At 32.2% G+C, this 23,496-nt stretch carries 15 protein-coding genes, 1 tRNA gene and 3 rRNA genes; 8 read left to right on the forward strand and 11 right to left on the reverse strand.

Features of this window, described 5'->3' with window-relative positions; genetic code table 11:
* Positions 1–8: 8 nt before the first annotated feature.
* The 6 genes from AXF11_RS06270 to nadE form a co-directional block, all read right to left on the reverse strand.
* Positions 9–3,290 (reverse strand): AAA family ATPase, encoded by a 3,282-nt coding sequence (locus tag AXF11_RS06270; protein ID WP_068155996.1) that lies wholly within the window; start codon positions 3,288–3,290, stop codon positions 9–11.
* Complete coding sequence (locus tag AXF11_RS06275; RefSeq protein ID WP_068155999.1) at positions 3,287–4,429, reverse strand: exonuclease SbcCD subunit D; 1,143 nt, start codon at positions 4,427–4,429, stop codon at positions 3,287–3,289. The genes AXF11_RS06270 and AXF11_RS06275 overlap by 4 nt, the downstream gene beginning before the upstream one ends.
* 74 nt (positions 4,430–4,503) lie before the next feature.
* A complete protein-coding gene (locus AXF11_RS06280; RefSeq protein ID WP_068156003.1) occupies positions 4,504–6,141 on the reverse strand; it encodes an ABC1 kinase family protein in 1,638 nt (545 codons plus the stop codon).
* A 207-nt stretch (positions 6,142–6,348) separates the two neighbouring features.
* Complete coding sequence (locus tag AXF11_RS06285; RefSeq protein ID WP_068156006.1) at positions 6,349–6,885, reverse strand: adenylyltransferase/cytidyltransferase family protein; 537 nt, start codon at positions 6,883–6,885, stop codon at positions 6,349–6,351.
* A 31-nt stretch (positions 6,886–6,916) separates the two neighbouring features.
* Positions 6,917–7,969: a nicotinate phosphoribosyltransferase gene (pncB, locus tag AXF11_RS06290; RefSeq protein WP_231724659.1), complete on the reverse strand. Its 1,053-nt coding sequence runs from the start codon at positions 7,967–7,969 to the stop codon at positions 6,917–6,919.
* A gap of 149 nt (positions 7,970–8,118) precedes the next feature.
* Positions 8,119–8,856, reverse strand: coding sequence for an NAD(+) synthase (nadE, locus tag AXF11_RS06295; protein ID WP_068156009.1), 738 nt, complete (start codon positions 8,854–8,856; stop codon positions 8,119–8,121).
* Positions 8,857–9,019: 163 nt separating this feature from the next.
* On the opposite strand from nadE, the gene AXF11_RS06300 reads away from it, so the two are divergent.
* The 8 genes from AXF11_RS06300 to AXF11_RS06335 all read left to right on the forward strand — a co-directional run bounded on the left by AXF11_RS06300 (position 9,020) and on the right by AXF11_RS06335 (position 18,191).
* A complete protein-coding gene (locus tag AXF11_RS06300) occupies positions 9,020–10,324 on the forward strand; it encodes a hypothetical protein (RefSeq protein ID WP_068156013.1) in 1,305 nt (434 codons plus the stop codon).
* 182 nt (positions 10,325–10,506) lie between these two features.
* Positions 10,507–12,017, forward strand: a 16S ribosomal RNA gene (locus tag AXF11_RS06305).
* A 112-nt stretch (positions 12,018–12,129) separates the two neighbouring features.
* Positions 12,130–15,034 (forward strand): 23S ribosomal RNA (locus tag AXF11_RS06310).
* A 57-nt stretch (positions 15,035–15,091) separates the two neighbouring features.
* Positions 15,092–15,205 (forward strand): 5S ribosomal RNA (gene rrf / locus AXF11_RS06315).
* Together the 16S, 23S and 5S rRNA genes with 1 tRNA gene alongside form the textbook arrangement of a ribosomal RNA operon.
* Before the next feature lie 14 nt (positions 15,206–15,219).
* A tRNA-Asn gene (locus AXF11_RS06320) sits at positions 15,220–15,296 on the forward strand.
* 264 nt (positions 15,297–15,560) lie between these two features.
* Complete coding sequence (gene galE, locus AXF11_RS06325; protein WP_068156016.1) at positions 15,561–16,586, forward strand: UDP-glucose 4-epimerase GalE; 1,026 nt, start codon at positions 15,561–15,563, stop codon at positions 16,584–16,586.
* A 53-nt stretch (positions 16,587–16,639) separates the two neighbouring features.
* Entirely contained in the window at positions 16,640–17,875 is a 1,236-nt protein-coding gene (locus tag AXF11_RS06330; protein ID WP_068156019.1) for an aminopeptidase, read from the forward strand.
* Positions 17,876–17,900: 25 nt separating this feature from the next.
* Positions 17,901–18,191 (forward strand): chorismate mutase, encoded by a 291-nt coding sequence (locus AXF11_RS06335; RefSeq protein ID WP_068156021.1) that lies wholly within the window; start codon positions 17,901–17,903, stop codon positions 18,189–18,191.
* A gap of 55 nt (positions 18,192–18,246) precedes the next feature.
* Here AXF11_RS06335 and AXF11_RS06340 read toward each other — a convergent pair whose 3' ends face one another.
* From AXF11_RS06340 to AXF11_RS06360, 5 genes are all read right to left on the reverse strand, one after another.
* Entirely contained in the window at positions 18,247–19,287 is a 1,041-nt protein-coding gene (locus AXF11_RS06340; protein WP_231724660.1) for a glycosyltransferase family 4 protein, read from the reverse strand.
* A complete protein-coding gene (locus tag AXF11_RS06345) occupies positions 19,181–20,443 on the reverse strand; it encodes a glycosyltransferase (RefSeq protein ID WP_068156027.1) in 1,263 nt (420 codons plus the stop codon). Before AXF11_RS06345 ends, AXF11_RS06340 begins: the two co-directional genes overlap by 107 nt.
* Positions 20,444–20,475: 32 nt before the next feature.
* Entirely contained in the window at positions 20,476–21,345 is an 870-nt protein-coding gene (gene ylqF / locus AXF11_RS06350; RefSeq protein WP_068156033.1) for a ribosome biogenesis GTPase YlqF, read from the reverse strand.
* Positions 21,346–21,476: 131 nt separating this feature from the next.
* Positions 21,477–22,169 (reverse strand): 16S rRNA (cytidine(1402)-2'-O)-methyltransferase, encoded by a 693-nt coding sequence (gene rsmI, locus AXF11_RS06355; protein WP_068156036.1) that lies wholly within the window; start codon positions 22,167–22,169, stop codon positions 21,477–21,479.
* A 16-nt stretch (positions 22,170–22,185) separates the two neighbouring features.
* On the reverse strand, positions 22,186–23,487 hold the full coding sequence (locus tag AXF11_RS06360; RefSeq protein ID WP_068156039.1) for a S41 family peptidase: 1,302 nt from the start codon (positions 23,485–23,487) through the stop codon (positions 22,186–22,188).
* Positions 23,488–23,496: the final 9 nt, after the last annotated feature.

Genomic DNA, 23,496 nt, shown 5'->3' on the forward strand with positions numbered 1-23,496 from the left:
CTGTTTTTTTATGAAATGTTTATTTTTGCATGGCTGATTCCATTGGCATCTTTTGTTATGAGGATCTGTTTTTCAATTTCTTCTTTTAATTCATTCACGTGAGAAATTATACCGATAAGTTTATTATCCGTTGAAAGACTTTTAAGAGCCGTCATCGCTTGTTCTAGTGTCGTATTGTCAAGCGTTCCAAATCCTTCATCAATAAACAAGGTGTCAAGTTGAATTCCTCCTGACATTGCCTGAATTTCATCAGAAAATCCAAGAGCTAAGGATAAGGATGCAAGAAAAGACTCCCCTCCTGAAAGAGTTGTAACTTCTCTAATCGTTCCATTGTGATGGTCAAGAATATCTAAATTTAATCCAATTTTTGAATTTCCGTCAGAGTTAATGCTTCTTTTTAATTCATATTTTCCATTTGACATAGTAAGAAATCTTTTGTTTGCTCGAAAAAGTATTTTTTCAAAATATTTTGCATGAATGTAAGTTTCAAATTTTATTTTATCTTTTCCAGTTAAATTTCCTTGAATTGTGTCCAAAAGAGCTTTTATCAAAGTATTTTTTCTTTGAGCTTCTTTTAATTTATCAGTTTTTTCCTCGTATTCTATTAAGATTTTTTGATTTATCAAAAGCTTGGAATTATTTTTTTGAAAATTTTCGTTTTTCAAGTCCGCTTCATTTTTTATCTTTTCAAAATTTTGTAAAAGAAACTCTATGTTTAAGCTCTCACTTTTTTGAATTTCCTTTTCCAGCTCAAAAATTTTATTTTTTATTACAATTAAAATGTTGTTTGATTCGTCAAAAAGCTTCTTTTCATTTTTTATCTTTTCTCTAATTTTAAAAATTTTATTTTCCAATTCTAAAATTTTTTCTGTAGCTAAATTTTCATTTTCAAATTCAAGAGAGCTTTTTATTTTTTCAATATTTTTTTCGTAATTTTTTAAATCAGCTTTTGTCAAAGTTATTTCATTTTCCAATCTAGTTACATCTTTTTTTCCATTTTCAATTTCAATTTCTTTTGAAGGAATAATTTTTTTCAGATTTTCAAATTCCAGAGAATTTTTTTTCTCATTTTCAAGTAGTTTTTCTAATTTACTTTTTTCGTCAAACAAAATATTTTCTTCTTTTAAAAGTTTATTTTTTTCATTTTCAAATTCAAAATTTTCTTTTGTTCTCTTTTCAATTTCAAAGACAACATTTTTAAAATTAGCAGTTGTTTCCGCTTTTAGAGAAATCGCTACTGTTTTTTCATTTTGATTTGTTTTTTGAGCTAAATTTAGATTTTCTAATTCTTTTTTTAAGAACTCAATTTCATTTTGACATTTTCTCTTTTCAACTTTTCTTTTTTCTTCATTTTCGATTAATTTTTTTATTTGCTCCAATTCATTATTTAAAGAAGAAAATTTATTAGAAATCCAGTCTTTAATTTTTTCTTCGTCAATATTTTCCATCTCGAAAAAATCTTTCAAATTTTTTTGCAAGTCCAATTTTTTTATTTCAATTTTTTTTGCTATTCCACCACAATCTGTAGTTAAATTTTTCATTTTTAAAAACAATTCTTCGGATGTCTTTTCTTTCATTTCCACCTTTTCCAAAGTTATATTTTCGATTTCAGAAGTATAAGCGGGTTTCGGATGATTTGTTGAGCCACAAACTGGACAAGGCTCATTGTCAATTAAAGTTTTAGCAAGAAAGCCAGCCTGATTATTGTTGTAAATTTTTCTTAAATTTTTGGAAATTTTATATTGTGCTTCAAAATCTTTTTGAATTTTGTCATATTCCATTAGTTTTAAATTATATTCATTGCGAGTTTCGTCTAGTTCCTCTGTCAAATTTTTCAAATTATCCAAATTTTTTAAATCATTTAAAATTTTATTTTTTTCCAAAGAAAAATTTGCCAAATTTTTTTCAATCGTGTCAAAACTTGTCAATTCTTTTTCCTTATTGTTCAAAAACTCATTATTTTGATGAATTTTATCTATAATTTCGGTTTCTATTTTTTCCAGTTTTTCAACTTTGTTTTCGTAATCTTTTTTACTTTCTTTTTTTTCGCAGTAATCTTTAAAAAGATTTTTTAATTCTTCCAGTTTATCAATTTTATCTTTCAATTTATTCATTTCATTTTCAAATTTAAAAATATTTTTAGAAGAGTCTTCTAAACTTTCTTTTTTATCTTTCAAAATTTTTAAATTCTTTAATTCAAATTCCAGTTGTTGTTCCAAATTTATTTTTTTCTTTTCTTTTTCAAAAAATAATTTTTGTAAATCATTTTTTTCAAATTCCAAATTTTTTAATTCAGAATATTTCCCCAAATCCTTTTTTATAATTTCTTTTTCCCCATTCAATTTATCAATTTCAAGTTCTTTATCTGGGTGATTTTTCAAATTTTTTTCGTAATTTTCAAATTTAATTTTTTCTTTTATTTCCTCTTTTTTCAAATTTTCTAATTTTTCTTTTTTTAATTCAATTTCTTTTACTCTATCCAATTTTTTTTCAACAGATTGTTTTTCATTTTCAATATTTTTAATTTCATTTTTCAATTTTTCGTTTTTTTCTGACTGTAATGAAATTAGTTCTCTTAAAAAATTAGAAAAATCTATATTTTTTGTATCTTTAGGAAGAAAATTTAATTTACAATCTTCGTCATATTCCACTCTTTCTTTAAAATTTTCCAGTTGTCGTGTCAAAAAAGTATTGTCATTTTCAATATTTTTATATTTTTCTTTTATTTTATTTTCTAAAATTCCGTAATTTGCTGTTTTAAAAATATCTCTAAAAATATTTTCTTTCTCAGAAGTTTTCGCAAAGAGAAATTTTGCAAAATCACCTTGTGCAATCATACAAATTTGTCTAAATTGATTTTGATTGACTCCTAAAATGTCCTTTATTTTTTCATTTACTTCATTTTTTTTTGTTAGAATTTTGCCATTTGGCAGGTGAAATTCAACTTTTGAGTGTTGAGTTACAGTTTTAGCTTTTCCTCTTTTTGATTTTCTTTCATAAGTTGGATTTCTTTTAATGAAATATTTTTCATTTTTATAAGAAAATGTAAGTTCGACAAAAGTTTCCTCGGTTTCAAGCGCATATTTAGATCTTAAAGTAGACGCTTCATTAATATCGTTACTCGGATTTCCAAAAAGTGCAAAGCTTATCGCATCAAAAATAGTAGTTTTTCCAGAGCCAGTTTTTCCAGCAATTAAATAAATTCCATTATTTCCTAATTTTTCAAAATCAATTTCTTCTTTTTTTCCATAAGATTTAAAGGCGCAAACAGTCAGTTTTAAAGGTCTCATAATTCCATCTCCCAAATTTCGTCAATTAAATTTTTCATTATCTCTTCTTGTTCAGTCGTCATTTTCTGATTATTTTGCAATTCATAAAATTCTGAAAAAATGTCAAATGGGTTTTCTTTTTCAATTTTTTTCAAATTAATTGAGTTATACTTTTGAGTTCTTTTATTATCATAGTCTAATTTTAAAATGTTTTCATAAATATTTCGCAATTTTTGGAGTGCATTTGGAATGTCATTTTCATCAGTCAAAGTTATGGCAGTAAAATTTTTCGTATTCATATCACAATAAAATGATTTTTTTGAAATTTCTTCAAAAGATCCTTTTATAACTTGCATATTTCGTAGTGGGATAAGCGGTATAGTTTTCATTTTAAAATCATTTTTTGAATCTAATTCCACAACTGTAACCGATTTTTCTACATTTATTTCGGAAAGCGAATATTTTAGTGGAGAGCCACAGTATCGTACTCTTTTATTTTTTCCAATACTATAAGCTCTATGAATGTGTCCCAGTGCAACATAGTCAAAATCACCAAAAATATCAGAACTAATATTGTCAATTTCCCCAACATTTATTTGATCTGAGATATTTTCGCTTTCTTTGCTTTCAGTCACAAATTGATGTGCAATCAAAATATTTCTTTGGGAAATGTCAATATTCATATTTTTTACCATTAATTTTGCAGCATCGTTGTAAGAAATTATTTCTTCGTTTGGAAAATATTTTTTTACGTTCACAGGTTTTAAAAATGGTAAAAGATAAAAATTAATTTCCCCTTTTTCGTCGGTCAATGTATATTTTGAAACTTTTCCCTCAAAGACAGGTGAAATATAGATTTTTCCAAACTTTAGAATTTTTGCTCCAAATGAGAGCCTTTCTGCTGAATCATGGTTTCCACTGATTATAAATGTATTGATTCGCCTTTTAGAAATTTCAAAAATAAAATTGTCTAAAACTTCAACAGCTTCCACAGTCGGAATCGTTTTGTCGTAGACGTCTCCTGCGATTATAATAACATCAGGTTTTATATTATCTATAATTTTTAAAATTTGTTTCAATATAAATTTTTGATCTTCTATCATCGAAAATTCATTAATTTTTTTTCCAATGTGCAAATCAGCTAAATGTAATATCTTCATTAATTTTCCCCTTTTTTTCATTTTTATAAATTATACAACAGAACTAATAATTTAAAAATATTTTATTTTTTTGATTAAAACTTTTTATTTTTTTTCACTATTTCAATTATTCCCAAAATAGCTGAAATTGCATATCCTAAAAATCCTAGCGCAGGAATTCCATTTATTTTAGGTGGAATATTTGACAGCACTAGTATTGATGAAGCAATTAATAATGCCGCAATGATTATAGCAGTCACCAATCTATCGAGAGTTTTTTGCAGCTCTTTAAACCCCATAACTTCGTGTTTATGTTTTAATTCGCCGTTTAATAGCTTTTGGGATATACTTTTTAAGTCTTCGGGAAGAGATAACCAACTTTCAGACACTTGTGCAAATTTTTGACTTCCTTTTTCAAAGATATATCTTGGATTTAATCTTTTTTTTGAAATTTCGTTGGCGTAAGGCTTCATAATTTTACTTATGTTAAGGGATGGATCCAGGTGTCTTCCAATTCCTTCAATTTGACCTATTCCTTTTGCCAGAAGATAAATATCTTCGGGAAGAGTAATTTGATTTTTACTTAAAATAATTCTTGTTTTTTCAAAAATATCTTTCAAGCTAATTTCATTTAAGGAATTCCCATCCACCATGTACACGATTTCTGTCAATTCACGCTCAAAATTTTTTTCATCGGGAACATTGTACATCACTGAAAGTTCTCTGATTGTTTCAATTGCTTTTTTTATATTTTTTTGAATAAAATACATCAAAAGACTTTCCAGAAGTTCCTTATCTTGTGGATAAAGGCTTCCCATTGCTCCAAAATCAATAAAGACTATCTTTCCATTTTCTGTCATTAAAATATTTCCTGGGTGTGGATCGGCATGAAAGAAGCCATATTTTAAAACTTGTTTAATATACAGATCCAAACCTACTTTTGCTACTTCTTCTGGCAAGAATCCACATTTTTTAATTTTTTTTATGTCTGTAATTTTAAATCCGTCTATAAATTCCATACAAAGAATGTTGTCGTTTGACAGCTCTTTGTAAGTTTTTGGCGTATGAATTCTTTCGTCATTTTTAAAATTATTTGCAAAGCGCTCCATATTGTTTAGCTCGTTTCTAAATGACAGCTCTTTTGTGATAGAATTTGCAAAAGTATTTATTATGTATGACAAATTTATTTTTTTTATTTCTTCGTTTACTTTTTCAAGATTTGACGCAAAATCCTTCATCACAAGCAAATCTGCCGCCACAATTTCTTTTATATTTTCTCTTCTAACTTTTAATACAATTTCATTTCCATTTTTTAAAATCCCCCTAAATACTTGTCCCATCGAAGCCGAGGCTATTGGAATTTCTTCTATTTTTTTAAAATATTTAAAAGGCTCGATATTTAGTTCATTTTTTATTTTTTCATAAATATTTATTTTTTCAGGTTCTACATTATCTTGTAATTTTTGAAATTCTGCAATTAATTCTGGTGGGAAAATATCTGTTCTGTTGCTACACATCTGTCCCAATTTGACATAAGTCGGCCCCAATTCTTCCATTGCCATCCGGATTCTTTCGGGAAATGAAGTTGCTTTTATGTTTTCAATTTTTTTGCTTTTCTGCTTAATTTTATTTGGAATAAATTTTTCAATCCCGCTGCGGTCAAAAAGCTCCTCAAATCCATATTTGAAAAGAATTTCTGATAATCTTGCCATCCTTTTAAATTTTTGTATCATTTTTTTCCTTTCTCTTTAACTTTTTTTATTGTATCATTAAATTTCTATTTTTTCCACTGGAGTAAAAAATATGATAAGTTAAAACTTTTTTTGTAGATTTTAATTGGCTTTTGTTACGAAATATTACTTTATTTAACAAAACTCTTTAATTTTTTTCATAATACTTTGGTCATTCTAACATCAAATTATCAAACTTTTAAATTAGTTTCATATTTTGTTCAAAATTTTTCTCATCTTTTCAAATTCATCCCAATTTTTTTCATTTACAAATCTCTTCCAGTTTTCAAAATTGTTTTCTCTCATATATTTTCTCAAGGTGGAGGCATTTATTTTTATATTATTTCTGGAAATTGGAATAAAATTCACCTCAGTTTTTATTTTTTCGTTAAACCAGCTTTGGCATTTTGTTTCCTCGCCGTACACAATACAATCGATTTTTCCTACTAACTTTTTCGCTTGACTGAACAAATAATCTCCCCATTGGGTAACATTTCCTACACCTAGGTCAGCTAGTGGAAAAATTATTAATTTATTTTTTTTTATTTCATCTTCATAAATTTTTTTTATCATTTTTTTTCTTAGTTCGTAGGAAAAAGGATTTTCTTTTGTTCCAGATTTATTGCTGGAGCCTATAAATACTAAAACTTTACTGCAAATCTCAAGAGCTTTATTTATAATATATTCGTGTCCTTTGTGAAATGTTTGAAATCTTCCCAAAACTAAACCTGTTTTATATTTTTTCATTTAAGTTCTCCATTTTCATCGTAAAAAAATTTTACTGATATTCACGTTCCCGCTCTAATCTGAATTTTACCGAGTCCTTCAAATATTTTAAGTATTTTTCGTCATCACACATAGTTTTTCCTTCAACATCACTCAATTTGGCGACAGGTCTATCGTTTACATACTGAAGCTTAATTACAATATTTAGAGGTTTTTCTTTGGTGTCATTAGTTATAAATGTTCCGATTCCAAAAGAAATTTTTACTTTATCTTTAAATTTTTGATATAATTTTTCAGCATCGTCAAAATTTAGTGAATCGCTGAATAAAAGTGTTTTTGTCTTTGGATCTATTCCATATTTTTTATAGTGATTTAATATTTTTTCAGCCCAGGTATATGGATCACCTGAATCATGTCGTACTCCTGTGTAGTTATTTACCATGCTCCTGTCAAAATCCCTTAAAAATAAGTCTGTAGTTATCGTATCTGTAAGCGCTGTACCATTATCTCCCTTATATTCGTTGTACCAGTCTTCTAGTGCATAATGATTTGTATAAGCTAGTGGAATGGAGTCAATTCCCTGATACATCTGAACATATTCGTGTGCATAAGTTCCAATTGGTACTAAATTGTATTTCATTGCCAAAAATACATTGGAAGTTCCAACCATATTTTGAGTTTCGCTGGATAATTTTTTCACTACTTCTTCCTGCCATTCCCTTGAAAGTCTTCTTCTACAGCCAAATTCCGCAAATTTAAAATTATATTTTTTATTTTTAAAATCCAAAATTTTTTTATCCAATTTTTCTTTTGCTGAAATTATCAGTTCGTCGTAGTCAAATTTCATTCTAAAATACACTTCATTAATAATTTCAAGCAAGTAAATTTCAAATTGCATAGCACTAAAAAGCGGACCTCTCACAATAACTTTAAGTACTCCATTTTCAAGTGTTGTAGTCACATAATCTTTAATTGGATGCCACAATCTCAAAAATTCAACGTAATCTGACTTAATAAATCTTATCGAGCGTAAATAGTTCAATTCTTCACTTTTAAAACGCAAATTGCAAAAATAATCAATCTGATCGTTTATTTCCTTTAACATTTCTTCGGTAAAAATAATTCCTGAGATTTCTGCATTTAAAGTGATATTCTCCCACTAAATCCGTATGTTTGTGAAATATTACCTGATTCATATTGAATTTGTAGAAATCCGTGTCCAGTAAAGATGTTATAATGGGTTTTAATTTCATTTTATTTGTCCCCCTTTTTATATTTTGGCATAGGTAGTATTTTGTGTAAATTAATTTTATGTAAATAATCTATTTTTTCTTTTGCTTTTAAATCAGAAATATTTCCTGTTCTAATATATTCGTCCAAAATTTCATAGCTAAATCCTAATTTTTCTTCATCAGATTTTCCGCTCATTCCATCTTCAGGTACTTTTTTTAAAAACATTTCAGGTAATCCAAGTTCAGCTCCCAATTTTCGCACTTCAGTTTTTGTAAAATCGGAAATCGGTGAAAAATCTCCTGCAGCATCTCCAAATTTTGTCGAATAGCCCACATAATCTTCAGATAAATTACAAGTGTTAGCCACTCTCCCGCCAACAATAGCAGAAATTCCATACAATACAGCCATCCGTATTCTAGCAGGTTGATTAGTTTTGTAAGCGTCGAATTCATCGGGATTTACTCCCATTTGTAAAGAAATTGCCTCTTTCAAATCGTTTACAGTCTTTTCAATGTTGACTTCATAGTGCTCTATTTTCAAAAATTCCACTAATTTTTTTGAAAAGACAATATCGTGCTGTAATCCCTTCGGCATAAGGACTCCTATTACATTCTCATTTCCTAGTGCTTCCACACAAAGTGCTGCTACAACTGAGGAATCTGTTCCTCCAGAAATTCCCACGACAGCTTTACAGCTTTTTCCATTCTCTTCAAAATATTTTTTGATCCAGTTGATAATTTCTTCTTTTTCATTTTTCATGAATACCACCTCTTTTTTATATTATACTCAGAAATTTAAAGAATAACAAGTTTTATGAAAAAATTATAAAAATAATATTCATATTAGAGTTTTCTAATGTGAAATACAGTCTGTTATAGTATAAAAAATATATAATTAAAAAATTTAAAAATAATGAGGAAAAATGGATAAGATAAATAAAAAAGTAATGGAACTGACGGAAAATTTACTTTCAATAAATAAAAATATATTTTCCGAGTTATTAATTGATAATTTTAACAGTAAAACGTTAGAAAAAATTTTTTTTGAAAATACTAAATCAAGTAAAAATTTTTTTGAAAAAGAAGTTAAAATTATTTTAGAAATAAAAAAAGGAAACAAGAATATTTTAAAAAAATTAATAAATTTTAATAATGAATACGTAAAAAAAAATTATTTGAATTTGAAAGAACAGGAGTATTTGGAAGAATTTAAAAAAAATAAAATAAGAAGAATTTTTGGACGCGGAATAAATCCTGAACAAATGATACTTTACATTTTAAGTACAAATGAGATGTCCAATTATTTAGATTTTTTCAAAAAAGAATATTTAATTTGTACTCAAAATTTTAAAGAAAGTACAGCAGAAATATTTAAAGAAGCTCCGTTTGTAAATGAAATGTTTAAAGACAAAAATTTCAAAAAAGAGTTTCAAAATTATATAGAAACAAAATTTAAAAATACGAAAAACAGAAATTTAGAAAAAATATCAAAAAAATATAGTTTGGAATTGGATAAAGAGTCAAAATCTTTCTTTGTTCCAGTAGAATACATCACTTTTTTTGATGAAAAAATAAAAGAATGCTTTGAGATGTCTGAAAAGTTTAAAACTGGCTTTGAAGTTTTTAACACAAACTCACATAAAATGAGTGAAACGGAAAAAGAGTTGGAAGAAATAATGGTAGAAATGGAAAAAATTGAAGAAGAAAATATATTTTTTATTTCAGAACACGATAAACTTGAAAAAGAAAATAAAGAATTAAAACAAAGTTTAAAAAAACAAAAAGATAGTAAAACTGAAAAAACAATTGAAAAACTGCAAAAAGAAATTGAGAAATTAAAAAATAAAATTGAAAAACTTAACGAGAAAATCACAAATATGGAGCAAGATGAAAAAACAGAGATACTAGAAAATATAAATATAAAGGAAGTTTCAGAAGAAAAATTTTTGAATTTTAAAAATAAAAATGTAAAAGTCGTTGGAGGAAAATGGAATTCTCAAAGTATAGAAAAAGCGAAAGAATATGCATTAGAAGCAGAATTTGACATAGAATTCATAAGTGCCAAGAAAGTTTTTAGAAATTTCGACAAATTGAAAAATTCCGATATAATAATTTTCGATACTTCGTACAATTCTCATTCTGCATATTACAAATTAAAGAGTTATGGATTAAAAATATGCCGTATTTCAACTTCAAATTTAGAAAAAATAAAAAAATTAAATTTATAAACTAAATTTAAAAATTGAAAAAAAACAAAAAAAATAAGAAAAAAGTAGTTGACAAGGAAAAGAAACTTTGATATAATATATTTCGTCGATACAAAAAGTGTCGCAAAAGGACAATGAAAAAAGAAGAAGAATTTAAGTGTGATAGATTAAAAAAATATGTAAGGTGAAATTTAATATATTGTTGAATGAAGAGTTTGATCCTGGCTCAGGATGAACGCTGACAGAATGCTTAACACATGCAAGTCTATGGGGAAACGGTGCTTGCACCGCGTTAACCATGGCGGACGGGTGAGTAACGCGTAAAGAACTTGCCGGATGGTCCGGGATAACAGTCGGAAACGACTGATAATACCAGATATTATGAGCCTGCCGCATAGCCGGCTCATGAAAAGCAATGCCATCCGAGAGCTTTGCGTCCTATTAGCTTGTTGGTAAGGTAACGGCTTACCAAGGCTATGATAGGTAGCCGGCCTGAGAGGGTGGACGGCCACAAGGGGACTGAGATACGGCCCTTACTCCTACGGGAGGCAGCAGTGGGGAATATTGGACAATGGGGGCAACCCTGATCCAGCAATTCTGTGTGCACGATGAAGGTCTTCGGATCGTAAAGTGCTTTCAGCAGGGACGAAGTCCTGACTGTACCTGCTAAAGAAGCGACGGCTAAATACGTGCCAGCAGCCGCGGTAATACGTATGTCGCAAGCGTTATCCGGAATTATTGGGCATAAAGGGCATCTAGGCGGCTTTGCAAGTCCGAGGTGAAAACTATTGGCTCAACCAATAGCTTGCCTTGGAAACTGCTTTGCTAGAGTATTGGAGAGGTGGACGGAACTGCACGAGTAGAGGTGAAATTCGTAGATATGTGCAGGAATGCCGATGATGAAGATAGTTCACTGGACGATAACTGACGCTCAAGTGCGAAAGCTAGGGGAGCAAACAGGATTAGATACCCTGGTAGTCCTAGCTGTAAACGATGATTACTGGGTGTGGGCATGAAGAGTGTCCGTGCCGAAGTTAATGCGATAAGTAATCCGCCTGGGGAGTACGGCCGCAAGGCTGAAACTCAAAGGAATTGACGGGGACCCGCACAAGCGGTGGAGCATGTGGTTTAATTCGACGCAACGCGAGGAACCTTACCAGATCTTGACATCCTCGGTAGGTGATAGCAATATCACCGTGCCCTCGGGAACCGAGTGACAGGTGGTGCATGGCTGTCGACAGCTCGTGTCGTGAGATGTTGGGTTAAGTCCCGCAACGAGCGCAACCCCTATCGCTAGTTGCCATCATTAAGTTGGGGACTCTAGCGAGACTGCCTGCGAAGAGCAGGAGGAAGGTGGGGATGACGTCAAGTCATCATGCCCCTTATGATCTGGGCTACACACGTGCTACAATGGCTGGTACAGAGAGACGCAATGCAGCAATGCCTAGCTAACCTCTAAAGCCAGTCCAAGTTCGGATTGAAGTCTGCAACTCGACTTCATGAAGTTGGAATCGCTAGTAATCGCAGATCAGCAATGCTGCGGTGAATACGTTCTCGGGTCTTGTACACACCGCCCGTCACACCACGAGAGTTGTCTGCACCTGAAGCTGCCGGTCTAACCTTTCGGAAGAAGGCATCTAAGGTGTGAACAGTGATTGGGGTGAAGTCGTAACAAGGTATCCGTACCGGAAGGTGCGGATGGATCACCTCCTTTCTAAGGAGTTTGTTTCTACACTTTCTTCTTCTTTACAGTTTTTCTTTTCAAGGACAATGGGAAATGAATAGTAGGTAAAAGATTACAACAAAATAGTTTATTCTGTTAATAAAAAAAAGCTAATTAAGAGCACACGGAGGATGCCTAGGTAATAACAGCCGATGAAGGACGCGATAAGCTGCGATAAGTCAGGTCGAGATGCACATAATCAATGACACCTGAATTTCCGAATGGGGTAACCTGCATACCCAGATGGTATGCGCGAAAGCGGTAAGCCTGTGAACTGAAACATCTAAGTAACAGGAGGAAAAGAAAGTAAAAACGATTCCCTCAGTAGCGGCGAGCGAACGGGGATAAGCCTAAACCGTACCGGTGCCAAGCTGGCAGCGTTGCCGGTACGGGGTCGTGGGATTTCATCCGACTTATGCCATAATGTCTAAGTAGCATAGCAGTAAGAAGAATCAGATGGGAAGCTGAACCATAGAAGGTGATAGTCCTGTATGTCGTATATGCTGTACTATGATTTGAAACTCCCGAGTAGCGTCAAGCACGAGGAATTTGGCGTGAATCTGCGTGGACCATATCACGTAAGGCTAAATACTGTTATTGACCGATAGTGAAGAGTACCGTGAGGGAAAGGTGAAAAGAACCCTGTGCAAGGGAGTGAAATAGAATTTGAAACCGTGTGCTTACAAACGGTAGGAGCACTTTATGTGTGACTGCGTGGATTTTGGTTAATCATCCTGCGAGTTATGATCAGTGGCAAGGTTAATTAATGAAGCCGAAGGGAAACCAAGTCTTAATAGGGCGATTTAGTCGCTGGTCATAGACGCGAAACCTAGTGATCTAGGCCTGTCCAGGCTGAAGCTGAGGTAAGACTCAGTGGAGGGCCGAACTCACCGCCGTTGAAAAGTTGGGAGATGAGATAGGTCTAGGGGTGAAAAGCCAATCGAACTAGGAAATAGCCCGTTCTCTCCGAAATGCATTTAGGTGCAGCCTGAATTTTAGATATGTGGGGGTAGAGCACTGTATGATCTAGGGGGCATATTGCTTACCGAAATCAAGCAAACTACGAATACCATTTATTACTAATTCGGAGTGAGTCCATGGATGATAAGGTCCATGGACAAAAGGGAAACAGCCCAGACCACCAGCTAAGGTCCCTAATTATGTCTAAGTGGGAAAGGAGGTGGATATTCACAGACAACCAGGAGGTTGGCTTAGAAGCAGCCACTCCTTAAAAGAGTGCGTAATAGCTCACTGGTCGAGAGTATCTGCGCCGAAGATGTAACGGGGCTAAAGACATAAACCGAAGCTGTGGAAGCGGCTTTGCCGCTTGGTAGGAGAGCGTTCTGTAGGTCTACGAAGGCTGGCCGTAAGGCCTGCTGGAGACATCAGAAGTGAGAATGCAGGAATGAGTAGCGAGAAGGAGGGCGAGAATCCCTCCGGCCGGAAGTCCAAGGTTTCCGGGGGAAGGTTCGTCCGCCCCGGGGAAGTCGGGACCTAAGCGTAAGCAGAGATGTGATTGCGAATGGTAAATAGGTTAATATTCCTATACCACTGTCAGTCGTCTGAGTGATGGAGTGACGCAGTAAGGTATGTGAGAAGGCTGTCGGAATAGCCTTTCTAAAGGCCTAGCCTGGGCACGCAGGTAAATCCGCGTGCCTATAGGTGAGACCCTACGGGTAAGTGCTTTTGCATAAGTCACAAATCCTACACTGCCTAGAAAAACTTCTAACAAGACTCGTCAGTGCCCGTACCCTAAACCGACACAGGTGGACAGAGTGAGAAACTTAAGGCCGACAGGATAACTCTAGCTAAGGAACTCTGCAAAATAGCCCCGTAACTTCGGGAGAAGGGGTGCCTGATATACCTAAGTGGAGAAACACCTCAAGGGGAAACAGGCCGCAGTGAAGAGTCTCAAGCAACTGTTTACCAAAAACACAGGTCTATGCTAAGCTGTAAGGCGACGTATATGGGCTGACACCTGCCCAGTGCCGGAAGGTTAAGAGGAGGAGTGAGAGCTCCAATTTGAAGCCCCGGTGAACGGCGGCCGTAACTATAACGGTCCTAAGGTAGCGAAATTCCTTGTCGGGTAAGTTCCGACCTGCACGAATGGTGAAATGATTTGAGAGCTGTCTTGGCTGGAGACCTGGTGAAGTTGTAATGTCGGTGAAGATACCGACTACCTGCAGTAGGACGGAAAGACCCCGTGGAGCTTTACTGTAGCTTGGCATTGGGTTTTGACAATGTGTGTATAGGATAGTTGGGAGACTTCGAAGTTAAGGCGTCAGTCTTTTCTGAGTCACTGTTGGAATACCAACCATATGTTGTCGGAATTCTAATCCTTTCCCGGAGACAGTGCTAGGTGGGCAGTTTGACTGGGGCGGTCGCCTCCAAAAGAGTAACGGAGGCGTTCAAAGGTTCCCTCAGGCTGGATGGAAATCAGCCTTCGAGTGCAAACGCATAAGGGAGCTTGACTGCAAGACCGACGGGTCGAGCAGGTACGAAAGTAGGAGTTAGTGATCCGGCGGTCCCTAATGGAAGGGCCGTCGCTCAACGGATAAAAGCTACCCCGGGGATAACAGGCTGATACTTCCCAAGAGTCCATATCGACGGAAGTGTTTGGCACCTCGATGTCGGCTCGTCTCATCCTGGGGCTGGAGAAGGTCCCAAGGGTTGGGCTGTTCGCCCATTAAAGAGGCACGCGAGCTGGGTTCAGAACGTCGTGAGACAGTTCGGTCCCTATCCACTGCAGGCGCTGGAATACTGAAAAGTTCTGTCCTTAGTACGAGAGGACCGGGATGGACAAACCTCTGATGTATCAGTTGTCACGCCAGTGGCACGGCTGAGTAGTCACGTTTGGTTAGGATAATCGCTGAAAGCATCTAAGCGAGAAACCCCCTTTAAGATGAGTATTCCCAGTATCCACATAGACTATGTGGTCGATAGGCTGGAGATGTAAGCGCAGCAATGCGTTCAGTTGACCAGTACTAATATTACTTAAGCTTTTTTTATCTTTTACTCCTACTATTTATTTCTCATTGCCTTTTTTCAATACCCTTTATATTCTGTTTGGTGACTATTGCAACAGGGATACACCTGGTCTACATTTCGAACCCGGAAGTTAAGTCTGTTTACGCCTACGATACTTAGTGTTTACTAGGAAAAATAGGTAATTGCCAAACTTTTTCTTTTTTGCGTCTCCGTAGCTCAGCTGGTTAGAGCATCTGACTGTTAATCAGAGGGCCGTTGGTTCAAGTCCAACCGGGGACGCCACTTTTTTTTAAATAAAAAAATACCAATCCTATATTTTGTCATTTCTTTTTATTGAATTCTGTTTATCTTTTAATTTTATTCACTTGAAAAAATTTTTAGTTATGATAAGATTAAATATAATAAATTAAAAAAGTTAGAAATTTATTTATTTATATAAAGTATACTTTAGTGAATTTTTAAAATAATGGAATATGAGATATTTAAATGTGAAAAAAATATTGTAGTTTGATTTGCGATATTTATTTTTAAGAAAGAAGGGAAGATATGAAAACTATTTTAGTTCCTGGTGGAGCAGGATATATCGGTTCGCACACTGTGTTAGATTTGATTAAAAAAGGATTTAATCCTATTATAGTGGATGATTTTAGTAATTCTAGTAAAAAAGTTATTACAATTTTAGAAGAACTTTCTGGAGAAAAAATAAATTTTTATGAAATGGATATAAAGAATAAAGAAAGTTTGAGAAAAATTTTTAGAGAAAATAAAATTGACGCTGTTATTAATTTTGCAGGATTTAAGGCGGTGGGAGAATCTGTGGAAAAACCGCTTATGTATTATGAAAATAATTTATTTGGAATGATTACTTTACTTGAAGTAATGAAGGAATTTAATGTAAAAAATATCGTATTTAGTTCGTCAGCTACTGTTTACGGTGTTTCTGAAAAAGTGCCTTTTGTGGAAACTGATCCAATGGGAGAAGTTACAAATCCTTATGGGCGTACAAAAGTAATAATCGAACATATTTTAATGGATTTGGCAAAATCTGACAATACTTGGAATATAATTGCTCTTAGATATTTTAATCCATTAGGTGCTCATGAAAGTGGAAGAATTGGAGAAGATCCAAACGGAATTCCAAATAATCTTTCACCGTATATAACTCAAGTTGCAGTTGGAAAATTGGAAAAATTACATATTTTTGGAAATGATTATGACACTCCAGATGGAACTTGCATAAGAGATTTTATTCATGTAAATGATTTGGCGGCAGGACATTCAGCAGCATTAAATTATTTATTTAATAATGAAAATCTTGGTTTCGATGCAATAAATTTAGGAAGTGAAAAAGGTTACAGCGTACTTGAAATTGTGAAAAATTTTGAGAAAGCGGTTGGGAAAAAAATTCCGTATGTCATAGATGGCAGAAGAGCGGGAGATGTTCCAGTTTGCTATGCTGATGCTTCTAAAGCTAAAAAACTTTTGAACTGGAGTGCAAAATATTCGATAGAAGATATGTGCCGTGATTCTTGGAATTGGCAAAGACAAAATCCAAATGGTTACAAAAAATAAAATTTTTTTAAATAAATTAGACTTTTTAATAAAAAATTTTGAGAGGACAAGAAATGAAAAATTTTGAAGAAAAATTAGATAAATATGCCGAGATTATTGTAAAAATCGGGGCAAATGTACAATCTGGACAGAAAGTTTGGATAAACTGTACAACGGATTCATTGACTTTGGTTTATAAAGTTACGGAGTTGGCATATAAAATGGGAGCAAGTGAAGTTAATGTAAAACTTTCAGACGACAAACTTACTAGATTACATGCTGAATATCAGTCTAAAGAAGTGTATTCAAACATCCCGAAATGGGCTGTTGATGAAAGAAACGACTATTTGGACAACAATGTTGTGTTTATACATATTTTGAGTAGTTCTCCAAATCTTCTTGCAGGAATTGACCCAAAGAAAATAGGTGCTCATACTAAAAATGTGGGAGAAGCTTTTAAATATTATCGTTCAAGAATTATGAATGATATAAATTCGTGGACTATTGCAAGTTATCCGTCTGAAAATTGGGCAAAATTGGTATTCCCAGAAGAAAAAGATGTGGAAATTGCAAAAGAAAAATTACTTACTGAAATTTTAAAGACCGTAAGAGTTGATAAAAGAGATCCCGTGCAAGCGTGGCACGAACATCATAAGACATTGTCTGAAAAAGCCGATTATTTGAATAAAAAAAGTTACAAGGCACTGCATTATAAATCAAAAGGAACTGATTTGACAGTGGGACTTCCTAAAAATCACATTTGGGTTGCAGCTGGTAGTAAAAATGCGAAAGGTACAGAATTTTTGCCAAATATGCCGACTGAAGAAGTGTTTACAGCAGGGGATAAATATCGTGTGGATGGCTATGTTTCAAATAAAAAACCACTTTCTTACAGAGGAAATATAATTGACAATTTCAAATTGACTTTTAAAGATGGAAAAGTTGTGGATTTTGAAGCGGAAGAAGGGTATGAAATTTTAAAACAATTGCTTGAAACAGATGAAGGTTCCAAAAGAATAGGAGAAGTGGCACTAGTTCCCAATGATTCTCCAATTTCAAATTCAGGATTACTGTATTATCAGACATTGTTTGACGAAAATGCGGCAAATCATTTGGCACTTGGAGCGGCTTATCCGACAAATGTTAAAAATGGAATTAATATGAGTGAAGAGGAGCTGGAAGAAGCTCATGTCAATCAGTCAATTTCGCATGTAGATTTTATGGTTGGAGATGCCGAAATGGATATTGATGGAATTACGGAAGATGGGACAAAAGAGCCAGTATTTAGAAATGGAAACTGGGCATTTTAAATTTTAAAATTTTGGAGATAATATTGTGAAATGTGATAGTTTGGAAGAAGTGAGAGAAAATATTGATAATATAGACGATAAAATTATAAAATTAATTGCACAGCGTTCGGATTATGTAAAACAGGCTGCTTATTTTAAAAAGTCAAAAACAGATGTAAAAGCGGCTGACAGAGTTGAAAAAATAATAAAAAAGGTCAGGGAAAAAGCTAAAGTTTATAATTGTAGTCCAGATGTTGTGGAATTGATTTACAGAGATATGATAAATTATTTTATTGGTGAAGAAATGAAAACTTTTGAAAAAATAAACAGTCAATAAATAGTCAAAAAAAAGAAACTACTTTAAATTTAAGAGTTTCTTTTTTTATAAATTTTTATCTAAAATTATTTAAAATATCTTCATAATATTTTTTATATTTAGCCCCAATAAGTTTTAAATCCCTTTCACAAGCCACATTGTACGCATTTTTTATAATATCATCCAAATTTTCGACTTTATTTTCCACAATATTTTTTATTTTTTGACAAAATTCTTCGTTATCTTTAGCTTTAAAACAGCTCTTGCCGTCTTCAATCCAATCGTTGTAAACAGGGATGTCTCTTACAACTAATGGTAGTTTTGCTGAAAAAGTTTCAAGTACGACAATTCCTTCATTTTCTTCGTAGGTCGTGAATAAAAAGGCTTTTGCTGCACTAAAAGCTCCGATTAAAATATCTTTTTCAACATATCCTGGAAAAACTAAGTTTTTTGGCGGATTGTCTATTATATCTTGAATTCTTTTTGGAAGCATCGATTTTACGCTTGATGAGCCAAACCATAAAAATTGATAATCACTACATTTATTTACAATTTCTACAAAATCTCTTATTCCCTTTCGCTCAAAAGGAAGTCCTGCTGTGATTATAAGAGGTTTTCTTATGTCATAGATATTTTTGTACTCGTTTAAAAATTTTTGTTTTAATTCCTCACTTTTTTTAAATTTTTTGGTATTAACTCCATTTGAAATCACTCTTATTTCTTTATCTTTTTCTAAATACTTTGTCTTTATCAAATTTTTTGTGTATTCTGATGGAGAAATTAAGTAATCGGCGGCATTGTATAATTTTTTTGCCCAAAATTTTATTATTGGTGACAAAAAATAACTTCCTTTTATGCTTCCACGAAAATCCTCGTAAGTTGTATGCGTATGAAAAATAACAGGTTTATTTAATTTTTTAGCTTCTTTTAACATATCATAGGATTTTATTCCAATTGTATTTATATGAACTAAATCATAGGTATCATCTTTGTCTAATGTAACTTCGACATTATTTTCTCCAAGGGCTTCTATTTGATGATTTAGGGCTTGCCCAACGCCTGATTTGCTGAATGAATTTTTCCCCTCTGAATAAAGTAAAACTTTCACTACTATCATACTCCTCTATCGTTTTTTTATAAAGTGCTTCCACACGGTTTCCAAAATTTTCGGCTGTATAATCCATAGAAACTTTAAAAGCATTCTCTATAGTTTTTTTCCTGAATTCCGTGTCTTCTTTTAGTTTTTTTATATTATTAATAAATTCCTCTTCATTTCTATAAACAAGTCCCGCTTCAGTTTCTACAAGCAAATCTTCCAAATTTAAATCATATCTTGCGTTAACTGGAACTTTTGCAACCATCGCTTCAACAAATGTAAGTCCTTGCGTTTCAGAAACACTGGCATTTAAAAAGACTTCTCCAATTTGATAATAAATTGCGACTTTTTCATGTGGAACTTCTCCTACAAAAATAACCCTGTCTGAAATTCCAAGTTTTTCAGCTTGTTCTTTTAATTTTTTTCCAGTATCTCCATAACTTTTTCCAACAATCATAAATTTACATTTTGGATCATCAATTTTGGAAAACATATCAATTAAGACATCGATACTTTTTTCTTGTGCTACTCTTCCAACATATACACATAAAAAATCATTTTTTTCAACTCCAAAACTTTCTCTTATGAACTCCCTATCTTCGTTAGTATAATTTTCACGGTAAAATTTATCAACATAAATCCCCGTTGGAATTATATTTGGTTCTTTTTTTATGCCGTAAGATTTTAGTATAACGGCTACTTTTCGTGTTGGAACAATTAGCTCATCACATCTTTCACAGTAAAATTTACTTATTGCAGCAGCTACTTTTTTCCTTTGGTTTTTTAAATGGTTTCCAAAAATATAGTGTCCGTAGTATTCGTATAAAGTGTGATAAGTGTGTACTAATGGAATCTCAAGCTTGGACGAAACAAATCTTGCAAATGTCCCAACTCCCCATTCTGTCTGGCAATGAATAATGTCAAGTTCCAATTTACTTATCTTTTTTATGATTTTTGAAGAATAGACAAGTCCCAATCTATATTGTGGCGCGGGTTTAAACTCTATGCTGGGAATTCTTAAAACATTAGGCTCAACCGCTTTTGCATCAGGATCAGTTGTCGTTATGATGTAAACTTTGTGTCCTTTTTTTCTAAGTTCTTTTTCTAACGTTGTAATCGAACTCACAACACCGTTTACTTGCGGTCTGTATGTATCAGTAAATATACCTACTCTCATAAATTTCACTCCTTTTATTTTTTTATAGAATTTTAGAAATCCTCCAAGAAAATTTTTCCAATTTTTCCTATTCGATAATCTTTTAAAAGTCGCTTAGAAACAATGCTGTAATCGTGCTCATCAGCTTTTGAAATTCCAAGTCTAGTTTCAAGAATACTTAAAATCTTGTGATTATCCAGCTCATAAATATTATTGTTTTCAAAATATTTTTCCAAATTATATGACTTTATTAAATTTTCAATTTTATTTAATTTTTTCAATTTTTCCAAAAATTTTAATGTAACTTGCTCCATAGGAAGTACATTATCTTTAATTGAACCCGTGATCGCAAGGTTATAAGCTACATTTTCATCTTCAAATTTTGGCCACAAAACGCCTGGAGTGTCTAAAAGCTCCAATTTTTCGTCGATTCTTATCCATTGCTTTCCTCGCGTAAAACCAGGAGCATTTCCAACTCGAGCTTTATTTTTATTAACAAATTTATTTATAAATCGTGATTTTCCAACATTTGGAATTCCTACTATCATTGCTCGGACAACAGTTTTTCTAAGTCCCTTTTTTTTCATTTTTTCAAGTTTAAGTTCATAAATTTGATTTATGATCTTTCTTAATTCACCAAAATTTGTCCCTTTTTCGCAGCTCAAAGCTACAAAATACTCTGAAAAGTTATTAGAGATAAAATAATTTTCCCATCTTTTTAATTCTTTTACATCGATCAAATCTATTTTATTTAAAATAATGATCTTTTTTTTGTTTTTGGCAAGTTCTGAAATATCAGGATTTTTACTGGCAATAGGAATTCTTGCGTCCAAAATTTCTATTATAATATCAACTAGTTTAAGATTTTCCACTATCAAATCTCTTGTTTTTTTCATATGTCCTGGATACCAGTTTATATTCATTCTTTTCTCCAATTTTTAAATTTATATAATAAAATTATTTAAAGCAAAATAAATAATTTTATTATATACTCAAAAAGTAGATTTGAGCATATATAAAAAAGTAAAATGTTTAAAAATTTTAAAATTTGTTTTTAATCTGTATTTTTAAAATAAATTCCATCGTCATTATTTGCTCGAATAAATAAGACAATTTCACCTTTTATTGCTTTTTTTTCTAATCTTTCGATAATTTCTGAAACATTTCCTCGAATTATCTCTTCATAAATTTTTGTGAGTTCCCTTGTTATGACGACATATCTTTCACCCAAATATTCCTTTATGTCTTTTAATGTTTTTAAAATTCTATTTGGAGATTCTAGTATGACGATTGTCCGCTCCTCTTCCTTTAATTTATTAAAAAGCGTTTGTCGTCCCTTTTTTTTGGGCAAAAATCCCTCATAAGCCATTCTTCTCATGTCTAAACCTGAAACGCTTGCTCCTGTTATTATGGAAGAAGCGCCAGGAATTCCTACAACTTTTAAGTCATTTTTTAAAACTTCGTTTACTAGTTCAAAACCAGGATCAGAAATGCACGGAGTCCCAGCGTCAGTGACTAATGCGATATTTTTGTTGTCTTTCAATAAGTTTATTACATTTTGAATTTGGTGTAATTTGTTATGTTCATGATATTGGTACACCGTTTTTTCTATTTTGTAGTGTGAAAGCAATTTTTTTGTAACTCTTGTATCTTCGGCAAAGATGTAATCCACTTCATTTAGTACTTTTATTGCTCTAAAAGTTATATCTTCTAAATTTCCAATTGGTGTACCAACAACATAAAACATAATTTTACTTCCTTTTTTATTTTTTTATTTTTTTGTTCATTTCTTGAATTGCTCTTTTTAGTTGAACATCTCCAGCTGAAATTATTTTTTTAGCTTCAGCTTCGCCTTTATCTTTCTTGATTATTTCTTCAATTTCTTTTTCACGATTTTTTTTAGCTTCGTCACTTTCATTTGTGTATCCTTTTAGTGTTAATAATTCTTCCATTTCAATTTTTATATCAGGCTCAATTCCTTTTTCGTGAATGTAATTTCCTTTTGGTGTAAAATATTGAGCAATGGTAAGTTTTATCGCATCATTTGTTGCTGGAAGCGGTATAACTTGCTGTACGATTCCTTTTCCAAAAGTTTTATCTCCTATAATTGTGGCACGTTTATAATCTTTTAATGCACCTGTTACAATTTCTGAAGCAGAAGCACTATTTTTATTTGTTAATACAATTAGAGGAAAATCTCCCAAATAGTTTAGTGTTCTGTTATATCTTTTTTCTGAACCATTTTTATCTTTTAAGTATACAATTAAATTTTCTTTTACAAAAAGTGAAGTAATATCTTGAGCTTCGTTTAAATTTCCTCCTGGATTAGATCTTAAATCAAAAATTAAACCTTTCATTCCTTGTTTTTGTAAATTTTTAATAGCTTTTTCAACTTCGTGTCCAACATTGTTTCCAAATCTGATTAAGCTTACATAACCAATTTTATTTTCAAGCATTTTACTTTCAACCATTTCAAGTTTTATTTTAGATCTTGTCATAGTAACTTTAAATGGCTCTTTTCTTCCGGCTCTTGTAACTTCAACTTCAACTTTTGAATTTTCTTTTCCTTTTAGTAATTTTACTGTTTCATTTGCAGTAAGTGGTAAAATATCCTTTCCATCAACTTTTGTAATTTTGTCTTTTGGTTTCATTCCAACTTTTTCAGCGGGACTTCCGATAAATGGATCGACAACTTCTAGTGGTTCTCCTTTTTTCTTGCTGATAGTCATACCAACTCCGACATATTCACCATCCATATCTTCAGAGAAATCTTTTAAATCATCAGGTGATAAATATTCAGAATAAGGGTCATTTAATTTTCCAATAATTCCTGAAACCGCTCCTTCATAAAGTTCTTTTTTGCTCGGTGTGGCTTCTTTTCCCACAAATCTTTTTTCGACGATGTTTATAACATCGACAATTCTGTTAATTTCTGTTTGATCTTTTGAAACACTTGCATCATTTGCTCTGTCTATTCGACCTGTTTTAATTGCAGTAGCAGCTGCTAAGGGCAAACTGACAAGTGCCACTCCCAAAATAACTTTTAATATTTTGTTTTTTTTCATTTTTCCTCC

The organism is Leptotrichia sp. oral taxon 847 (assembly GCF_001553645.1).
In the GTDB taxonomy this organism is placed as follows: domain Bacteria; phylum Fusobacteriota; class Fusobacteriia; order Fusobacteriales; family Leptotrichiaceae; genus Leptotrichia.